At 70.3% G+C, this 17,509-nt stretch carries 13 protein-coding genes and 1 pseudogene; 5 read left to right on the top strand and 9 right to left on the bottom strand.

Annotated features, from left to right (window positions below; translation table 11 throughout):
- Positions 1 to 34 precede the first annotated feature (34 nt).
- From ACIPTO_RS20690 to ACIPTO_RS20705, 4 genes are all read right to left on the bottom strand, one after another.
- Positions 35 to 3,442 (bottom strand): glycosyl hydrolase, encoded by a 3,408-nt coding sequence (locus ACIPTO_RS20690; protein WP_401194214.1) that lies wholly within the window; start codon positions 3,440 to 3,442, stop codon positions 35 to 37.
- Between the two features lie 228 nt (positions 3,443 to 3,670).
- Positions 3,671 to 6,292 carry a beta-L-arabinofuranosidase domain-containing protein gene (locus ACIPTO_RS20695; protein WP_401194216.1) on the bottom strand — a complete coding sequence of 874 codons (2,622 nt, stop codon included), beginning with the start codon at positions 6,290 to 6,292 and terminating at the stop codon, positions 3,671 to 3,673.
- A 477-nt stretch (positions 6,293 to 6,769) separates the two neighbouring features.
- A complete protein-coding gene (locus tag ACIPTO_RS20700) occupies positions 6,770 to 7,201 on the bottom strand; it encodes a DUF4240 domain-containing protein (protein ID WP_401194219.1) in 432 nt (143 codons plus the stop codon).
- 39 nt (positions 7,202 to 7,240) lie between these two features.
- The gene (locus ACIPTO_RS20705) at positions 7,241 to 7,777 is read right to left on the bottom strand and encodes an IS5 family transposase (RefSeq protein ID WP_401194735.1); all 537 of its coding nucleotides are present in this window, start codon (positions 7,775 to 7,777) and stop codon (positions 7,241 to 7,243) included.
- Here ACIPTO_RS20705 and ACIPTO_RS20710 point away from each other — a divergent pair.
- On the top strand, positions 7,700 to 7,918 hold the full coding sequence (locus ACIPTO_RS20710) for a hypothetical protein (RefSeq protein ID WP_401194754.1): 219 nt from the start codon (positions 7,700 to 7,702) through the stop codon (positions 7,916 to 7,918). The two genes, ACIPTO_RS20705 and ACIPTO_RS20710, sit on opposite strands and share 78 nt — an antisense overlap.
- A 353-nt stretch (positions 7,919 to 8,271) precedes the next feature.
- Here ACIPTO_RS20710 and ACIPTO_RS20715 read toward each other — a convergent pair whose 3' ends face one another.
- Both ACIPTO_RS20715 and ACIPTO_RS20720 read right to left on the bottom strand, forming a co-directional pair.
- Positions 8,272 to 9,342: a saccharopine dehydrogenase NADP-binding domain-containing protein gene (locus tag ACIPTO_RS20715; RefSeq protein ID WP_401194221.1), complete on the bottom strand. Its 1,071-nt coding sequence runs from the start codon at positions 9,340 to 9,342 to the stop codon at positions 8,272 to 8,274.
- A 50-nt stretch (positions 9,343 to 9,392) separates the two neighbouring features.
- Positions 9,393 to 10,325, bottom strand: coding sequence for an NADP-dependent oxidoreductase (locus ACIPTO_RS20720; RefSeq protein WP_401194224.1), 933 nt, complete (start codon positions 10,323 to 10,325; stop codon positions 9,393 to 9,395).
- 118 nt (positions 10,326 to 10,443) lie between these two features.
- Between ACIPTO_RS20720 and ACIPTO_RS20725 the strand changes: the two genes are divergently transcribed.
- Together ACIPTO_RS20725 and ACIPTO_RS20730 are read left to right on the top strand one after the other, a co-directional pair.
- Positions 10,444 to 11,010, top strand: coding sequence for a TetR/AcrR family transcriptional regulator (locus ACIPTO_RS20725; RefSeq protein ID WP_401194226.1), 567 nt, complete (start codon positions 10,444 to 10,446; stop codon positions 11,008 to 11,010).
- Between the two features lie 582 nt (positions 11,011 to 11,592).
- Positions 11,593 to 12,144 (top strand): annotated as a pseudogene (locus ACIPTO_RS20730) (carbohydrate binding domain-containing protein); the annotation flags it as partial.
- Positions 12,145 to 12,301: 157 nt separating this feature from the next.
- Here ACIPTO_RS20730 and ACIPTO_RS20735 read toward each other — a convergent pair.
- Positions 12,302 to 13,771, bottom strand: a complete 1,470-nt coding sequence (locus ACIPTO_RS20735) for an MFS transporter (RefSeq protein WP_401194229.1) — start codon at positions 13,769 to 13,771, stop codon at positions 12,302 to 12,304.
- A gap of 214 nt (positions 13,772 to 13,985) precedes the next feature.
- On the opposite strand from ACIPTO_RS20735, the gene ACIPTO_RS20740 reads away from it, so the two are divergent.
- Positions 13,986 to 14,633: a TetR/AcrR family transcriptional regulator gene (locus ACIPTO_RS20740; protein WP_366315821.1), complete on the top strand. Its 648-nt coding sequence runs from the start codon at positions 13,986 to 13,988 to the stop codon at positions 14,631 to 14,633.
- A 59-nt stretch (positions 14,634 to 14,692) separates the two neighbouring features.
- Here the strand turns inward: ACIPTO_RS20740 and ACIPTO_RS20745 are convergent, their stop codons facing one another.
- The gene (locus ACIPTO_RS20745; RefSeq protein ID WP_401194231.1) at positions 14,693 to 15,505 is read right to left on the bottom strand and encodes a helix-turn-helix domain-containing protein; all 813 of its coding nucleotides are present in this window, start codon (positions 15,503 to 15,505) and stop codon (positions 14,693 to 14,695) included.
- A gap of 9 nt (positions 15,506 to 15,514) precedes the next feature.
- The gene (locus ACIPTO_RS20750) at positions 15,515 to 16,543 is read right to left on the bottom strand and encodes an NAD-dependent epimerase/dehydratase family protein (RefSeq protein WP_401194234.1); all 1,029 of its coding nucleotides are present in this window, start codon (positions 16,541 to 16,543) and stop codon (positions 15,515 to 15,517) included.
- A gap of 387 nt (positions 16,544 to 16,930) precedes the next feature.
- Between ACIPTO_RS20750 and ACIPTO_RS20755 the strand changes: the two genes are divergently transcribed.
- Entirely contained in the window at positions 16,931 to 17,494 is a 564-nt protein-coding gene (locus tag ACIPTO_RS20755) for a hypothetical protein (RefSeq protein ID WP_401194237.1), read from the top strand.
- The last annotated feature ends 15 nt before the right edge of the window (positions 17,495 to 17,509 follow it).

Consider the following 17,509-nt stretch of genomic DNA (forward strand, 5'->3'; position numbering starts at 1 on the left):
GGGTGTGGGGACCGATCGGAATCCTTGCGGCGGTTCACACGCGGGGGAGGTCGGTGGTGACACGGCGGCGGAAGCGGAACGTCACCGGGCCGAGCAGCCCGGAGGGCAGCGGCTTGTTGCGCTCGTTGGACAGGGTGTTGGCGACCCGGACCTCCAGCAGGTTGTCGCCCGCGACCAGGTGATCGGTGACGTCGACGGCGAAGGGGGCCCACAACAGGGGCTCCAGCGCGGTGCCGTTGACGGTCACGCCCGCGACGTCGCGCACATCGCCGAGGTCGAGGAGGACGCGCCGCCCGTCGAGCGAGGCGCGCTCCAGGGGGACCGTGATCGTGTAGGTGCCGCTGCCGGAGAACAGCGGGTCATGGGCGGTCCAGCTGCCCAGGGGGCCCGTGACGGGTGTGGCGCCGGCGCGTTCCAGGGTGAGGGTCCAGTCGCCTGTCACGGCGAGCGGAGCGAGTGGATCCGTCACGCGCACCGTGCCTTCGTAGACGCGGCCGTCGGCGGTGCCGGTGAGCCGGTACGTGCCGGGCGCCGACGCCTCGACGCTGACGCGCAGGAAACGACCGGCCGCTCTCACGGCGAGGACGGGCAGCGGTGAGGAGGTCAGATGGGGTGCGGCCGGTGACCGGTGCCGGACCACGACGATCCGGGTCTCGTACGGGGCGAGCGGGACGGGCAGATGGATGCCCCGCTTGGACGTGCGGTACAGCGGGGCGGGGCCGGTGTCGCCGGTGAGCGGGTTCCACAGCTCGGGCGCGCCGTCGACGGGCAGGGTCGCGGTGGTCTCCACGGCGCTGCCGCTCTCGTTGTTGAACAGGAAGGCCGTGTCCGTACCCCGGGCGACACGGAGCACCCGCACCGCGTCACCGGCCGGTTCGAGGACCGCGGCGGCCACCCCCGCCTCGTGCGTCGCCGCCCGCAGACCCGAGACGTCCGCCACCCGTACGGCCTGTCCTCCACCGTGCCGACGGCTGCCGGGCACCGCGTCGCCGAACAGGTCGGACAGTCCGCAGGCCAGCGAGCGGTCGTTGCCGTCGGCGTCGTCGGCTGGCAGGTCACCGACCGCTACGACGGTGCCGCCCGCGCGGACGAAAGCGGCCAGCGTACGGACACAGGCGGCGTCCAGCGTGTCCGTGGCCGGCAGCACCACGAGGTCGTAGCGGGCGGCGCCCACGGCGAGGGTGCCGTCCAACACCCTGGCCCGGCACAGCAGTTGCTCGTCACCGGCGAGCGCGCCTTCGTGGACGAGGTCGAAGTCGACCTGGGCCCGCTCCAGCGCGTAGGCGGCGTCGGAGAGCGCGCCGTCCACCTCGCCCTGCCGGTCGGTGCCGGTCCACTGCTCGGCGGCGCGCTGCGGCTGGAGCAGTGCGGTGCGTGCGGCGGAGGTGCCGCGGGCCACCTCCATCAGCCGGCCGATCCACTCGGCGAGCGGCTTCATCGCCCACCACCAAGGGGCCCGGGGGCCGAACGGCGGCGGGAAGTAGACCAGCGTCTCGTCGGTCCACAGTGCGTGCAGCACCGTCAGGTTGACTCCACGGGCCGCCTGGGCGCCGACCGTCACGTGCACGAACGAGGGCGTGACCTGCCAGCCCATGTTCCCGAACATCTCCATCAGGGTCCGGTCGCGGCCCATCTGATGGGCGACGGACACCGGGTTGCGGGGCAGCATGGTCTGCTCCCCCGCCACGTACTCGGCGGTGATGATGTCGCCGCCGGGCACCTGTGCCCACTGGTTGACCTTGTGCAGGTCCCCGGTCGAGGGGATCCGCTTGGCCGGTGCCGTCTCGTCGTACAGGGGATTGGTGATCAACGCGACCCCGCGCTCGTCGTACCAGCGGGACTGCCGCTCGAAGTACCGTGCGAACCGGTTGGACACGGCCTGCCAGTACCGGCCGCGGGCGATCCGGCCAGGCCGCCCGAGGTCGTCGAAGGCACTGGCGTACGCCACGCCCGGTGCGACTCCCACGTCGCGCAGCGCCCGGTCCAGCGTGGGTGACCACGGCAGCCGCTTGAAGTGCGCCTCGGCGGAGGCGAAGAACGGCTCGTCGTCCCAGAACCCCGGCACGACGGTGCCGAAGTACCGGCCGAAACGGCGGTGGTACTCGCCGGGCACGATGTCGAGGAACAGCTTGACGGGCTCGTCGTCCAGCAGGTCGACGTAACTGCGGCTGTAGCCCTGGCTGTCGTCGACGAGCGGGATGCCGCCGAACAGATCGACCTGCCAACGACCGGCCGGTACCTGCCACTTGGCGTCCCTGTCGAGTCGGCTCGTCAGGTCGACGACGTCGGAGGCGTCGGCGGAGGCCACGGGCCGGGCCGCGGCGGCGACGGCCTTCGGGGTCAGGGCGGCACGCTCGGGGAAGTCCTCGGCTGCGTCCGCGGTGTCGAACGACGACGTGTACAGGGTGCCGCCGTCGGCCGATGTGACGGACAGGCTGTCCCACAGACCGCGCTCGTCCCCGACCGCGCGCACGCCGACGCTTCCGGAGGCGTACCGGTCGTCGGTGACGGTGCCCTTGTCCCGGCCGTCCAGCGTGACGGACAGGCCGTCGCCGCGCACGGAGACGGCCAGCGTGTGGAACTTCGTCTTGTTGAATCCGTCGGTGCGGGTGCTGCGCAGCAGAAGCGCGGGCTCGGTGTCCTGCTCCAGACGGAGCACGGTGACGACACCGGTCTGGTCGAAACCGACCGCGTATCCGCCGAGACCGTCGGCGGTGGCGCGGACGACGAGTTCGGCGGCGGTGCGGTCGGCCTTCGCGCTGCCGCTGACCGTGCAGTCGGTCCAGCTCTCCCCGCCCCGCAGCACGGCGGAGCCGTTGAGCACCCCCGCGTCCGCGACCAAGTGGCCGGCCTCCACGCCGACTCCCGTACTACGGCGCAGGTCGAAGGTGACCGGTCCCTCCACGACGGTGGTCGACCGCCACAGGGCCTTCAGCCGCAGGTCCGGCCGGGGCGGGTAGGTGCGGGAGCCGACCGTGCCTCCCTTGACGATGTACTCTCCGGCCCGGCCGCTCGGGAAGTGGTCGTCGTTGAACAGCCACACCCGCATGCCCGTGCGCTCGGCGGTGCGCAGGACGTGGCCCACGATGTCGAACCACTCCTCGGTGAAGAAGGCGGGCTGCATCTCGGCGTTGTCGAAGGAGAACAGGACGACCTCGTACATGCCCTTGGCGCGCAGGTCGGCCATTTGACGGTCCACCAGGTCGGGAGTGACCGGGCCGTTCCAGTACCAGTAGACGGTGGGCCGGCTGTCCTTGGCGGGGTCGGCGAAACCGGCTGCGGAGTAACCGCGGCGGGCGAGCTCGGCGGGTGCCGCCGCGACGGCCTGATCCGCCGCCCAGGCAGTCGCGGGCAGCCCCGCCGCGAGCGCGCCGCCGGCGAGTCCGGCGGCGACGACGAAGGTGCGTCTGGGCAGCGGGTGGTCGGACTGTGGTGCGGGCATGGATGACCTTTCCGATGCGGTGCGGGCGAGTGCTGGTACGGCCGTGAACGCGTGCGCCGCGATGGGCGCATGTGCCGCGGTACGGGAGCGCGATGTGGTTCTCCATCGGCGCCGGCGTCGGCGTCGGGCGGCGGTCGGCGGACGGCGTGGCGGGGACCGGCCGGTCCCGTGAGCCGGCCGGGCGGGTCCCTGGGCGGACCGTCGGAGGAGCGGAGCGGTGCCTGCGGCTCAGCCGGAGGCCAGCCGTGCCACCTCCGCGGCGCTCAACGCCCGGTTGTGCAGGCGGAAGTCGCGTACGGCGGCGTGCAGATACGGGTGGGTGGTGTTCTGCGACCGCCCCAGATAGTTGCGGCTCGTCGCGCCCAGCAGCAGCGGACCGCTGACCATCGCGGTGTTGCGGCCGGCCTCCGCGCCGTCGACGTACAGCACTCCGGTGCCGCCACCGAGCGTCAGGGCCACATGCGTCCACCGGCCGACGGGCAGCGGCTCGGCGGCGTCCACCACGTCCTCCGCCTCCATACCGGCGATCTTCAGCGCGGCGCGGGCGCGCCCCGCGCCCGTGGTCGCGGCGAGGAAGAGGTAGGTCTCCTTGTGGTAGCCGAGGTCGAAGACACGGGCGGACGCGGCGAGGCTGTCGATCCGCACGCGGACACTGACGGTCAGTTCGTCCAGGCCGCTCAACAGGCCGGGCGGCAGCGCCAGATGACCGCTGACCCCGTCGAACCGCACGGCGGTGACGCCGTCGTCGGTCGTCCAGTCGGCACCGCCCGCGAGCGAGGCGTCGCCGAAGGAACCGGTGGTGTCGGCTGCCGTCGTACCGCTGCCCTCCAGCAGGGGGTACCGGGCGATGTCCCGCTCCCGGCTCCGCCGTGGGGTGTGGGCCCAGTACACGTTGTAGTGCTGGTGGTGGACCTCGTGGAAAGGACGGAGTGTGACGGTGCGTCCGTCGGCGACGGCGGTGAACTCGGCGGGCCTCCGGGGAACGGCCCGCAGGGTGTCGGCCAGGACGGTGGGGAGGGTGGCCAGGGCGGTGTCGCCGTACTCCCCCGCCAGGACCAGAGGGCCGAAGGACAGCGCGGACACCTGAGGGTTGTCGGGCGCGGGACGCCACACGGGTTCGCGGGGCAGTACGAGTTCGACCGTGTCGCCGGCTCGCCAAAGGCGTTCCACCGTGGCGTAGTTGCCGGGTCGCAGGGGCGCGGCGCTCCGGTGGCCGTTGACCTTGAGGGTGGGCGTACGACCGCTCTGGGCCACCCAGGACGGGATCCGGATCCGCATCGTGAACCGCGCGGTGCCGCGGACGACGGTCAGGCGCGTCCGGTCGCCCTTCGGATACTCCGTCTGCTGACGGAGCGTCACTCCGGCCTCGGACCAGCGCACTTCGGAGGGGATGAAGAGGTTCACGTACAAAGTGGGCGTCGCCCGGGGCGACTTGGCGCGGAAGTAGATGCTGTCGGCGAACTTCGTGTGCGTCTCCAGCCCTGTGCCGTGGTCGCAGGAGAAGTTGTCGTAGTCGCCGCTGTAGCTTCCGGGGGCCGCGCCGAGGCCGCCCTTGGGCTGCCGTTGGGAACCCGCCCACAGACCCGTGTAGTACGTGACGAAGCCGTGCTCGGAGTCAGGGTCCTGCTCGCCGAGCATCTGGTTGTAGAGGGTCCACTCGTAGTGGTCCATGTACTCCGCGCGATGCGGGCGGTGCAGGAAGAGCTGCCGCCCGAGCTTCAGCATGTTGTAGCTGTTGCAGTTCTCGCAGGTCACCTCGGAGAGCCGGCTGACGATCTCGTCCGGCGGACCGAAGAGTTCCTGGTTGGAGTTGCCGCCGATGGCGTAGGAGTGATGCCGGACGACCGTCGTCCAGAAGGTGTCCGCGATGTCCAGGTAGCGGGAGTCCCCGGTCGCCTGGTAGCCGGGGACGGCGCCGACGACCTTGGCGATCTCGGTGTTGGCGTGCCGGCCGGCGAGTTCGTCACGGCCGGCGGCCAGCGGCGCGTACAGGTCCTCGTGGTCGAAGCGCTGGGCGGTGCGCAGATGGGCGCTGTCGCCGGTGACCTGGTAGAGCCGGGTGAGTACGTCGTTCATGCCGCCGAACTCGACCTTCAGCACGGTCTGCATCCGCTCGCGGGACAGCGGCGCCGTCCGCGTGTCCACCCAGGCCGCCTTCTCCAGCAGGACCTGGAACGCCTGCGCGTTGCCGCTCAGTTGGTACTGGTCGAGCAGTCCGGCCATGATCTTGTGCAGGGTGTAGTACGGGGCCCACGGCTTGCCGCCCGCCTCCAACTGGTCGAAGACCGACTCCGGGAATGCGGACAGGTATCCGCGGTGGAATCCCGCCGAGGGCGCGGCCCGCTGACACTGCTCCAGCGCGGAGACCAGGGCGCGGCCCTTGTCGGCGTACACGGTGTCACCGGTGTTGGCATGCGCCTGGGCCAGTGCGCTGAGCAGATGGCCGGTGGTGTGCCCGCGCAACTGCACGTCGGGCGCCTCCCAGCCGCCGCAGGGTTCCGCGGTGGAGGGCAGGCCGACGGTGCCGCGGAAGGTGTGCAGGAGCCGGTCGATGTCGACGAACCGGAGATAGGCGCACGTACGCCGCATGTTGTCCAGGAAGGGACTCTCCAGCAGACGCACCTCGGAGAGCGGGAAGGCGGCGAGGAGCGGCTCCGCCTCCGGTCTCCCCGCACTCACGGGGTCCGCCGCGGAGGCGACCGCGGACGTGGGCTTGGAGGTCGTCTCGGAAGCGTCCGCCCGGGCGGACGGGTTCAGGGGGGAGGGCAGTGCGGTGACGGCGGCGGCCGTCGATGCCGCGAACACGATCTGACGGCGGGAAGGAGTGGCGGGGACGCGCTGTGCGGGCACGCGCGGGGCTCCCTTCGGGTGGGGGTCAGTACCTGGGATCGCCGAGCATTTTGAATCGTTAAAGTCGCTGCCGGGAGACGGTAGATGCGGACACATGGAGCGTCAAGGCTTCTCACAAGAACCGATCACCTGGCACCTTGTTCGGCCTGTCGTGCATCAATGCGGCGGATCCCAGGGCCAGTTGCGTGGCGCGCCGATGAGGGTGCTGACGTGCGGGAGAGCCATGGAGCGTGCGCCAGGTTTCGCTGTTTTGAAACGTTCAATTGCCGCGAGGCGTCGGCGGAGTCGTGCCTGCCGCGGTCACCCGCGCGCAGAGGAACCGTGCGCTCTCTGCGTTCGATCCGTGGTGTGAGCGCCTTCCGGCGTGACGGGGTGCGAGGGTGATCGGGGGGTGCGGGACATGTCTGGCACGCCACCGGGATCGCGAGGGGGGCGCTTAGACGTCGTTTCCGATGGTGAGGAACGGATCGTCGGCGTCTATGCGTCCGTCCACCCGGCACGATTGGAGTAGGACTCGTAGCTGTACCGGGTACTGCGGTCCCACTCGTCTCCGGTGAGGTGCTCGTAGGTTTTGTCGGGTACGTAGAGCAGTGCCTCGGCCCAGACGAGGCCGTTGGCGTAGGGCATGAACCGCTGTGGGTCCCGAAGTACGCTCTCGTACTCCTCCCGGCCAGCTGCGACGACCCCAGCCCGGGTGTAGAGGAACTGATCGCTCGACAGGTCATCGCCGTATTCCCTACGGTCCAGTCTGTACAGCGCCCAGGAAAGCTGCTCGGCGAAGCCGACCACGTCAAACACGGGTCCCTTCGCCAGGCGGGCTGCCAGAGAAGCGGCGAGCTGATGGCCGTCAGGGTCAGGGGTTGAAGGGCTGCACTCATGGATGAGCTGCCAGAAGACGTCCTCGTTCATGTCGCAGAGCATGACGGACGGGTGTGACAGGCAGCATCGTCAGGCCTTCTCCCTGACCAGTCTGCGATAGGCGATCAGGGCCGCGGCTATGCCGACGAAGGCGAGGAAGTGTTCGGCTTTGCGCTCGTAGCGGCGGTGGAGTCGGCGGCAGCCGGCGAGCCAGGACACGGTTCTCCCGACGACCCATCGGTAGCGGCCGAGACGCTGTGAGGACTCGATGCCCTTGCGGGCGATGCGGGGGCGGATTCCGCGCCTGAGGAGCCATCGGCACAGGTGGTCGTAGTCGTAACCCTTGTACGCGTGTAGTTTCGCCAGCCTTCGTCGCCGTGGGCCGCGGCGGGATCGGATGGACAGAATCCCGCGCACGAGGGGTTCGAGGCCGAGGCTGTCGTGCATGTTGGCACCGGAGATCCCCAGAGACAGGGGCAGTCCGTTGCGGTCGCAGAACAGGTGGATTTTCGATCGTTGTCGCCGCCGTAGTGGTTGCGCCCCAGGACGATGACGCGGAGCGCAACCGGCGTTCGTCGTTCCCGAGACTTCCGCGACGGCGCGCCTCCTCCCCCGTACGCCGAACACGCCCGGTTCGTCCCGCTGTTCACCGCGGCCGAGGCGCCGGGCGCACCCACCGTGCGACCCTTCTACGTCCACCACGTCAGCCACTTCGGCCACTTCGGCCACTTCGGCCACTTCGGCCACTTCAGCCAAGGGTTCCACTGACGGTTTCCAGGTCGCCTACTGGTGCCGCCCTCGAGCACTTCCCCAACCCCGTTGCCCGGGCGGCCAGTTCACCATTCGGCCGGCTCCCCGCCCCGGTGACCGGTCCAGTGATCGCCCCACTGCGCGCAGACCTCCGAGCCGGAGGGCTCACCGTCTCCCCCGCCTGGCCGGGGCTCGTTGTTGCGTGACTCTTCCCGAGTGACGAGGCAGGTCAGCCGGCGTCTCGGCGATCCGCTTCACGTCTCGACGCCCGTCATGGCGAACGCAGTTGGCCGCTACGCCGATCCCCCGCAGGCGGACTGGGCGGCTGACCGGGTGCGGCGCGGATGGGACCGGACAGGACCGTACGCACGTCATCGCCGGACGGGCCTGGGCAGCAGGTATTCGCCGCCGCACGATTCGGCCAGGGCGGACCCGAAGAGGGCGGCCGGCGTGTAGGCGCCGGGCGAGCCCTCACCGGCCAGCAGCCGCTTGGCGATCTCTGCGGGCACCGCTCCGGTGTATTCCTGCGCGTCGCCCAGGCGCAGCCAGCCCTCTCGGGTCTCGCCGTCCGCCCAGATGATCGTGGCGTGCCCCCAGGAGTGATCACGCGACCGTTCCCTCGCCTTGACACGTACCCGCGCGAGGCGACGTACGGTGAACGACCGCAGCCGCTCCGACCGCATGAGCGTGCTCACGGCAGGCATCATCGCCCGGATCACGAACGAGGACGGCGCCTCACTCGACGCCGAGAGGACATGGCGGGCACCGCTCGCCCGCTGAGCGGCGAGGAGTTCACCCAACGGCATGCTCGCCGTGGTCACTTGGGATCCGTCCGGCAGCGTGAGACGCACGGCGTCACCGAACATCTGGGCGCGCGTCAGACGACCCTCAGTGATCCGATGGCCTTCGAGTCCGCCCAACAAGGTGCCAATCAGGGCTTCACCTACGGTGCCTTCCTCCATCGCCAACGAGGGCACCATGTCGACCCGGACCCGAAGGGGTGCGGGACGGCCCTCGCACAGCTTCACCACGACACTCTCGGTGGCGGTCACGCCGAACCCGGCGCCGGTGACCAGCGTGTGACCCACCCGGGTGGCCGCGTCGTGCATGTCGAACACGGCGGAGAGCGCCGCGACATCGTTCGCCAGGTCGATGTAGTGGCAGCGAACGTCACGGCAGGCGTCGACGACCGCAGGGGCCGTCTCGGTGAACGGCCCGACCGTGTTGATGACCACGCCGGGTCGTTGCCGCCGGATTTCCGATGCGGCGGCCGCGAGGGACGGAGCCAGCAGCGTTTCGGCGGCGGACTGTTCCGCCGCGGTGTGCAGACGGTTCGCGTCCCGTCCGACGAGGACGGCCGGAAGGCCGCGCTGGGCGAGCTGCTCCGCGATGGCACGGCCGCTGCGTCCGGTGCCGCCGAGTACCCAGATCTGTGCGCTCATTCGAAGAGCTCCTGTACGGGAGGAGGCCGACGGTCGGCCGGAGGTGGGTGTCAGCCGGTGGTGACGACGAGTTTGCCGCCCTTGGGTGTGCCGTCGCGCTCGAGTTCGGTGAGCGCCTCGATGGCGTCCGTGAGCGGTACCGTGCGGGCGATCGGCACCCGCAGGACACCCCGTCCGGCGGCGCGCGCGACCTCCTCAAGATCTTCTGTCGAGACCTGGGCGACCAGGACGCGGTAGGGGCCTGGAAAAGCGGCCTTGGCCAGCGTCGCAGGCGTGGGGTGGAGGCCGACGATGCGCCCGCCCGGTTTGAGCAGCCGCTTCGCCGCTCGGTCGGACAGCGTGTGGGCGGTGTCGAGGACGATGTCGAACCGGCCGCCTAGTGGCTCCGGGTCGAAGCCGAACGCGACGGTCGGGTCGATGCCGAGGTCGCGGGCGGCCTGCATCGCGGTGGCGCGGCAACTGCCGCCCACCGAGGCGCCGCGCGCCAGGGCCAGCTGAGCTGCGGCTCGGCCGACTCCGCCGAGGCAGCCGTTGATGAACACGGCGTGTTCAGGCCGCAGTTCGCCCTTCTTGGTAAGGGCCTGGAAGGCCGAGAGCCCGACGGTCGGGATGGCGGCGGCCTCCTCGAAGGAGAGTTCCGCGGGCTTCCTCACGACGCCCTTCTCCGCGGCCAGGACCATCTCGGCGAAGGCTCCCGAGGCCTTGATCGACGCCCCGCCGAGCACTTCGTCGCCGGCGGCGAGCCGGGTGACGCCCGCGCCCACCGCCTCGACGACGCCCGCGAAGTCGTGGCCCAGTGCGCGCGGGAACTTCCGCCCGGTCACCATCTTCATGGCGCCGCCGCGAATGCCCCAGTCCATCGGATTGGCCGCGGCCGCGCGAACGCGGACCAGGACTTCGCCGGGCCCGGGACCGGCCGGTTCGAAGTCCTCCAGCCGCATGACGTCGGGTCCGCCGTACTGGTGGTACTGGATGCGCCGCATCGGTGCCTCCGAGGAGTGATGTCATTGAATGACATGACCCTAGCATGGCGATGTCATGGAGTGACATCACCTCGGACGGAGCACGGTGTCACGAGGTGACATCACCTACACTCCCGGCATGGGACGGTGGAAGCCTGGGGCAGGTGAGCGGATGCGTGAGGCCGCGCTGTCGCTCTATCTGGAGCGCGGTTTCGAGCAGACGACGGTGGCGGACATCGCCGAGCGGGCAGGCGTGACCGCCCGCACGTTCTTCCGGTACTTCGCCGACAAACGCGAGGTCCTCTTCGACGACTCCTCGGCCCTGGAGGAGAAGTCTCTCGCCGCTCTCGACGAGGTACCGGCCACGGCGTCGGCACTGGATGCCGTCGCGGCCGTACTGGAAGCCGTGGCCCAGATGGTGGGCGGCGACCGCCAGCTCGCCGGACTGCGCCAGGAGGTGATCACGGCCAACGCCGATCTCCGCGAACGCGAGTTGATCAAGCTCACGTTCCTGTCCGCCGCGCTGGCCGACAGGTTGCGGCAGCGGGGCATCGACGACATCGAGGCCACTCTGGCCGCCGAGACCAGCGTCACCGTGTTCCGCGTCGCCTTCTCACGATGGGTCAGCGCTTCCCAGGACGAAGCCTTGCAGGACGTCATCCGCGAGACGCTGGACCGACTCCGGGCCTTGGCCTCCGGCAGCTGAACCGCCTTCCGGCTCGCTCACCCCGATCGACGTCGAGCAGCCGGTCGTCGGCTGGTCACCAGATGCCAACGACACTGCGAGCCCCTTGCTCCGGCAACGCCTCCGTTTCCTGGGAATGCACGCTCGTCGACGACGTCCGCGACGGATGGCAGGTTCGCCGAAGTGCACGTCCGGCGGGCATGCCCTGGGGCGCGGGTCACGGCTGAACACCCGTGGCGGCTGGAGCGTATCCCTGGCTGAGGGCCGACTCAGATCCTTGCCGGGGGACGGAAGGAGCGCACTGTGTCCACACCGCCCGGGTCCGGGTCGCCGGACGATCGCCCCGCGTTGGAGCCCGTCCGGGAGCCGCACCGGTACCGCACCGACGCGATAGGCCAACTCCTCACCGAACTACGCCAAGACAAGGACTACCGCCGACACGACACCGCACCCGCACCCGCACCCGCACCCGCACCCGCACCCGCACGATCCCCTCAGATCGACGCCGGGATTCAGGAACTGCCGCCCGCCGCCGACCGCGACACCCACCCGTCGTATACGGGCGGTCGCAGCCCAGCCTCCGGACCGGTACGACGTCGCCGCCTGGCAGTGGTGATCGCACTGGGCGCGGCAGCCGTCGCAGGCTTCGGCTGCGGCCGCCTGCTCCTCGACCGCACCGACACCCCCACAGCGGCGCCGGCGGAGAACGCGTCCGCCGACCCCAACCCGACCACCACGCGTGCGCCCGATGGAGCCAACCTCTTGGCCAACCCCGGCTTCGAGTCGGACGGCCTCTCGCCGTGGAACACCACCAGCGACCTGGTTTCGGTCGTCTCGTCCCCTGTTCATGGAGGGGCCAAGGCTCTCCGGGGAGCTGTGACTGCGAGCGATGTCGCACAGGGCAGTCAGACCGTCGCGGTCCAGCCCAACACGAGCTATTCGCTCGGTGGTTGGGTCCGCGGCTCGTACGTCTACCTGGGCGTGGACGGCGGCCCCTCGACGTGGGTCAAATCTCCCTCTCGCTACAGCCACCTGACTGTCTCTTTCACGACAGGCACGTCCCAGACCAGCGCCACGATCTACGTGCACGGCTGGTACGCGCAGGGCACCTACTTCGCCGACGACATCACCCTGGACGCCCCTGACGGCGGTGGGCCCTGATGAGCCGAGCGATCCGGTGCGGATTGCGGGGGCGGTAACCCCGAGCCCGGCACACCCTCGCCGCCGGGTTGACCGGCGGCGAGGGTGAACGGTTCGAGGGCGGAACTGCCCACGGTCGGGTGACGTGCTGGATGCATCGTCGGGGTGTTCCTCAGGCGGCGTCCTCGTCGGCGTGCTCCTCCACGCTGTGGGAGTCGGTGAGGCTGAGCGCGCCGCCCGCGGCGATCAGGCCGACGACGACGGCGAGGACGCCGTAGGTGATCCGTTCGCCGTGGAAGAAAGACGCCACGAGGCCGTGGCTCCAGGTACCGGCGGGCAGTTGGGTGGTGACCAGGGCGGCGATGAGGGTGCCGACCACCGCGGTGCCGATGCTGGAGCCGACCTCCTGGGCGGTGTCGTTGAGGGCGGCGCCGATGGACGTGCGGTTGGCGGGCATCGCGTCGACGAGTGCGACCGCGCAGATCGTCATCACGGTGCGCAGTCCTACGGTCATGATCACCATGCAGACCGCGATGGCGACGTATCCGTGATCGACGCCCCAGGACAGACCGGCCAGCGAACCGGCCAGGCAGGCCGCGCCCACCAGGCAGGCGACGCGGTGGCCGAAGCGGCGGCCGAGCCATTCGGACAGCGGGGTCGCGACGAGCATGGTCACGATGATCGGCAGGTTGGCCAGCCCGGCGCGCACCGGGCTCCACCCGTACGCGTACTGGAAGTGCAGGATCAGGCCGAACATGATGCCGGCCATCGCGATGGACGTACCGACCTGGGCGATGGCCGCGCCCCGGACGGTGCCGCTGGTGAACAGGCCCAGATCCAGCATGGGGGCGGCGCTGCGGCGCTCGTGCCGGACGAACGCGATCGCGGCCGCGAGGGCACCGGCGATGGAGACCAGGGTGATCGTGGAGAGCCAGCCGTGCTCGACGCCACTGGTGAGCGAGTAGCAGGCGAGGCCGATGGCCGTGACGCTCAGGGCGGCGCCGGGTACGTCGAGCGAGTCCTTGGTCAGGTCCTCGGCCCGGTCGGCGGCCACACCGAGCCGTACGCCGACGCAGGCGATGAGGGCGATCGGGGCGTTGACGACCAGCAGCCACTCCCACCGCACATGGGCCAGCGCGGTGCCGCCGAGCAGGGGGCCGAGGACGAAGCCGGACATGCCCACGACGATCATCACCGTCATGGCGCGCATGCGCAGCGCCTTGTCGTCGAAGAGGCGGAAGACGAGGGAGTTCGTGATCGGGGCCATCGCGGCGGCGGCTATGCCTAGCGCGGCCCGGAGGGCGATGAGTTCGCCCGCGGTGGTGACGAAGACGACGAGCAGGCTCAGCGAGCCGAACACGCCGAGCCCGATCAGGAGCACTCGGCGACGGCCGAACCGGTCCGCTATCGACCCGGCGGTGAGCAGCAGTCCGCCGAAGGTCAGCGAGTAGGCGCCGGTCACCCACTGCAGCGCGGTCGTCCCGCTGCCGAGGTCGCGGCCGATCGTGGGGAGGGCGATCGAGAGCAGTGTGTTGTCGACCATTTCGACGAAGAAGGCCAGGCAGAGGGCTGCCAGAGGGATCCACGCCGCGCGTAGGGACGGGTAGAAGCGTGCTGGTGTGTGCAGCGTGGTCGTGGTCATCACAGGCCTTCCGGTCGAACACCGTTCGGTCATCGAACGGCGCACGGTCATCGAACGCTGTACGGGTATCGAACACCGTACGATGCGGTACGATAGAACAACGTTCGATACGATGCAAGACGCGACGTGAGAGACGTGAAAAAGCGAGGAGACGACAGCCATGGCACGCCTTCAGAGCCGCTCGGGTACGGGACGCCGACGGGCCTCGCACTCGATGGAGTCCGTACTCACGGAGGCGGTGGCCCTGCTGGACGAGGCCGGCGCGTCGGCCCTCACGTTCCGGGCGCTCGCCCAGCGCCTCGGCGGCGGCGTGGCCAGCATCTACTGGTACGTCGACAGCAAGGACGAACTCCTCGACCGCGCGACCGACCACGTGATGGGCACGGTCCTGGTCGACATCGAGAGCCTCCCGCACCGCGACGACCCGATCGACGCCCTGCGCGAGATGGCCCTGACACTCTTCGACGGGATCGTCGAACGCCCCTGGCTCGGCGACTACTTCATGCGCAACACCGACGTCCAGGGCAACGCCCTGCGCCTGTACGAGAGGCTCGGCCAGCAGACGCTCCGCCTCGACCTCACCGCACTCCAGCGGTTCTACGCGGTGTCCGCCATCGTCGGCGTCGTCGTCGGCTCCGCCGTCGACCTCGGCCAGGAGCCGCCCCAGGAGATCCTCGACGGCGCCACGACCCGCGAGGAATTCCTCAGCCGCTTCGCCAAGACCTGGCGCGAACTCGACCCCGAGGAATTCCCGTTCGTCCACGAGATCGTGGACGAGTTCGACGGCCACGACGACATCGACCAGTTCCGCTCCGCCCTGGAACTCACCCTGACCGGCCTGCGCCTCCAGGCCGGCGCCTGAGCAACAGCCGGCCGCCCCGGGTCCAGGTACGGGTGGGGCGTGCTGTCAGTGCCTAAGTGTCAGAGGCTGGTGAGCAGTTGCAGGCGTTCGGCGCTCGGTGATCCCTGCTCGGCGTGGTAGACGACGAGGAGCTGGTCCGCCTCCGGCCTGAGGAACTTCTCGTAGTGCAGCTCCAGTTGCCCGACCAGAGGATGGTTGAACCGCGTGTAGCCGATGGCGCGGCGGCGCACTTCCCGTCTGGCCCAGAGAGTACGGAAGCGTTCGCTGGCGACCGTCAACTCGCCGATGGTCTCCAGGAGTTCGGGATCGGCGTCGTCGATGCTGAGGGTCGCGCGCAGTCCGGAGACGGCTTTGGCGGTCACGTCGTCCCACTGCGGGTAGAGGCTGCGCATCTCGGGATCGAGGAACACGGCGCGCAGGGGGTTGCTCCCCACGGCGAAGAACGGACACAGGGCCACAGCCAGGCGGTTGGCGGCGACGACGCGGCCGGCTGTTCCCTGAGCATAGGCGGGTGTGACAGGCCAGCTGTCGAGCAGGGGCTGGAGGTCCGCCTGGCCCGCCTGGGACCGGTGACGGCGTCGCCGGGCGGGCGGTGTGGGGTGGGCGAGGCGGTGCAGGTAGGCGACGGCGTCGTCGTCGAGGTGCAGCGCCGCGGCCAGGCTGTCGAGGATCTGGTCGGAGGGGTGCTGGTTGCGGCCCTGCTCCAGGCGCAGGTAGTACTCGGGGCTGATACCGGCGAGGTGGGCGACCTCCTCCCGGCGCAGCCCCGGTACCCGGCGGCGCTCTCCGGCGGGCAGGCCGGCCTCCTGGGGGCTGAGCCGTTCGCGCCGGGCCCGCAGGAAGTCGCCGAGGGTGTCCGCCATCTCGTTCATCCTTCGACGTTAATCGGCGAGCAGGCCCAGCCGCACCAGACTGCGTGCACTCTCGACGACGCTCTCCTCGTTCGAGCGCGGTGCCCAGCCCAGCTGTTCTCGGGCCTTGGCGTTGCTGGCCCGGCGGACCACGTCCAGCTGAGGCACCGTCTCGCGCAGCTGCGGGCTGACCGTGGACAGCAGCCGCAGCAGCCAGGCGGGGGCGGACCGGGTGGGTGCGTTCGCGGCGGCTTCGCCCAGCTGGGCGCGGAGGGCGAGCGCGATCTGCTGGAAGGAGATCGGCTCCCCCGCCAGTGCGAGGTACCGCTGCCCGCCGGCAGCCGGCGAGGTCATCGCCTTGATGTGCAGGTCGGCGACGTCCCGGACGTCGACGGTGTTGGTCCAGATCGGCGGTGCGGCGCGCATGGCACCGGTGAGCATCGCGTGGATGATGCGGATCGAGCTGGAGTAGTCGGAACCGAGTACCGGGCCGAAGATCCCGACCGGGTTGATCGTGGTGAGTTCCAGACCGTGGCCCTCGGCGGCGACGAAATCCCATGCCGCGCGCTCGGCGACAGCCTTCGACTTGACGTACGGGCTCACACCGGGCCCGTCAGGATTCGTCCAGTCGGCTTCCGTGAAGACCTGGTCCGTCGGGCCGTGGCCGTAGCCGACCGCCGCGAACGAGGACGTCAGGACCACCCGCCTGACGTCTGCGGCCCGCGCGGCCCGCAGCACCCGTAGGGCACCGTCTCGGGCCGGGACGATCAGTTCGTTCTCGTCCTTCGGACGGGAGGCGGGGAAGGGCGAGGCGATGTGCAGGACATAGTCGGCCCCCGCTACGGCCCGGTCCCAGCCGGCGTCGGAGGTCAGGTCCGCCTCGACGTAGGAGACGTCCTCCCACCCCGGTGCCTCAGCCACGGCGAGCATCCTTTCGACGTCGGGCTGCCGCTTCAGCGAGCGGAGCGTGGCCGTGACCTTGTGCTCCGACGCCAGGAGCCGCGCGATCGTGTGGGAGCCCAGGAAGCCGGTCCCACCGGTAACGAGTACGTGTGCCATGACGACAGGATCACCGTGCACGACCGCCGGGTTCCAGATCCTGTTGTTACTGGTACTCGCAGGGACAGGCTTGACGGCTGGTGGTATCGCGGGGACAGGCATGACGGCCGTGTCCTCGGTGTCGGCGTCGACGCCCACGCGTCCACCGCCCACGGTTCCACCACCCGCCCGGCGCCCACGAGTCGAGCGTCCTCCCGGGACGACCGACCGCACGGCCTGCCGGGCCGGATGCTCACCGTACCGACGGGGCCCGCAATCCGTTACTCAGGAGAAACGCGTGGCAGTTCAATGTTGAAACATGTAGCGCGCACGTTTGTCGTGTCCGCCGGGTAGTCCCGCCGGCGGTGTGAGACACCAGGAGGATCGTGCGCGCCACTTCGTCGTCCTGTGCCCGGTACCGCGTCCCGGGCCGGCCTCGTGCATGACGTGCTGCGGGTCGCCGGACTGGCCGGGGCCGTGCTCTGCCTCGCCGGCCATCTGCCCTCTCCCCCGCGGCAGTGGTTGCCGCACGCGGTCGTGACGGTGGTCATGCTCGCCATGCTGCCCGGTGCCACGGGTCCTGACGGCCTGTCGGCGGGTGCCGTGGTGCTCGGTGCCGTCTGCGTGTGGCAGTGGCGTGTCGGCTGCTCGTACCGCAGATCCGCCGAGTCGGTGAACCTGGCGGCGATGGCGATGCTGAGCGCCGTCGCCGTGGGTTCCGAGAACACTCACCACGACGGTTCCGGATCGGTCTCCGCCTCCGTTTCCGTCGCGGAAGGTGCGGCCACCGCGTGGGCCGTGCTGGTCCTCGTCGGCTGCTGGGGATTGGCCCGCATCGGTGCGGTCCTCGTGTCCCGGGCGTGGCCGGCCCGGCCGACCGGCCCCCGTCCCGCACGACAGGCCCTGCTCGCCGCGGAGTCGGGTGGCGCCCTCATGATCGGCACCATGGCCGTCATGCTCGCCTGGCCATGACGCACGTGTTCGGCC

Source organism: Streptomyces sp. NPDC090083 (assembly GCF_044747445.1).
Lineage (GTDB): Bacteria > Actinomycetota > Actinomycetes > Streptomycetales > Streptomycetaceae > Streptomyces.

Excerpts from the sequence above, each read along its gene's own strand:
- ACIPTO_RS20700 (WP_401194219.1), bottom strand. The coding sequence starts at position 7,201 with ATGAACGAGGACGTCTTCTGGCAGCTCATCCATGAGTGCAGCCCTTCA.
- ACIPTO_RS20750 (WP_401194234.1), bottom strand. The coding sequence starts at position 16,543 with ATGGCACACGTACTCGTTACCGGTGGGACCGGCTTCCTGGGCTCCCAC.
- ACIPTO_RS20690 (WP_401194214.1), bottom strand. The coding sequence starts at position 3,442 with ATGCCCGCACCACAGTCCGACCACCCGCTGCCCAGACGCACCTTCGTC.
- ACIPTO_RS20720 (WP_401194224.1), bottom strand. The coding sequence starts at position 10,325 with ATGCGGCGCATCCAGTACCACCAGTACGGCGGACCCGACGTCATGCGG.
- ACIPTO_RS20735 (WP_401194229.1), bottom strand. The coding sequence starts at position 13,771 with ATGACCACGACCACGCTGCACACACCAGCACGCTTCTACCCGTCCCTA.
- ACIPTO_RS20715 (WP_401194221.1), bottom strand. The coding sequence starts at position 9,342 with ATGAGCGCACAGATCTGGGTACTCGGCGGCACCGGACGCAGCGGCCGT.
- ACIPTO_RS20725 (WP_401194226.1), top strand. The coding sequence starts at position 10,444 with ATGGGACGGTGGAAGCCTGGGGCAGGTGAGCGGATGCGTGAGGCCGCG.
- ACIPTO_RS20740 (WP_366315821.1), top strand. The coding sequence starts at position 13,986 with ATGGAGTCCGTACTCACGGAGGCGGTGGCCCTGCTGGACGAGGCCGGC.
- ACIPTO_RS20745 (WP_401194231.1), bottom strand. The coding sequence starts at position 15,505 with ATGAACGAGATGGCGGACACCCTCGGCGACTTCCTGCGGGCCCGGCGC.
- ACIPTO_RS20710 (WP_401194754.1), top strand. The coding sequence starts at position 7,700 with ATGACGCGGAGCGCAACCGGCGTTCGTCGTTCCCGAGACTTCCGCGAC.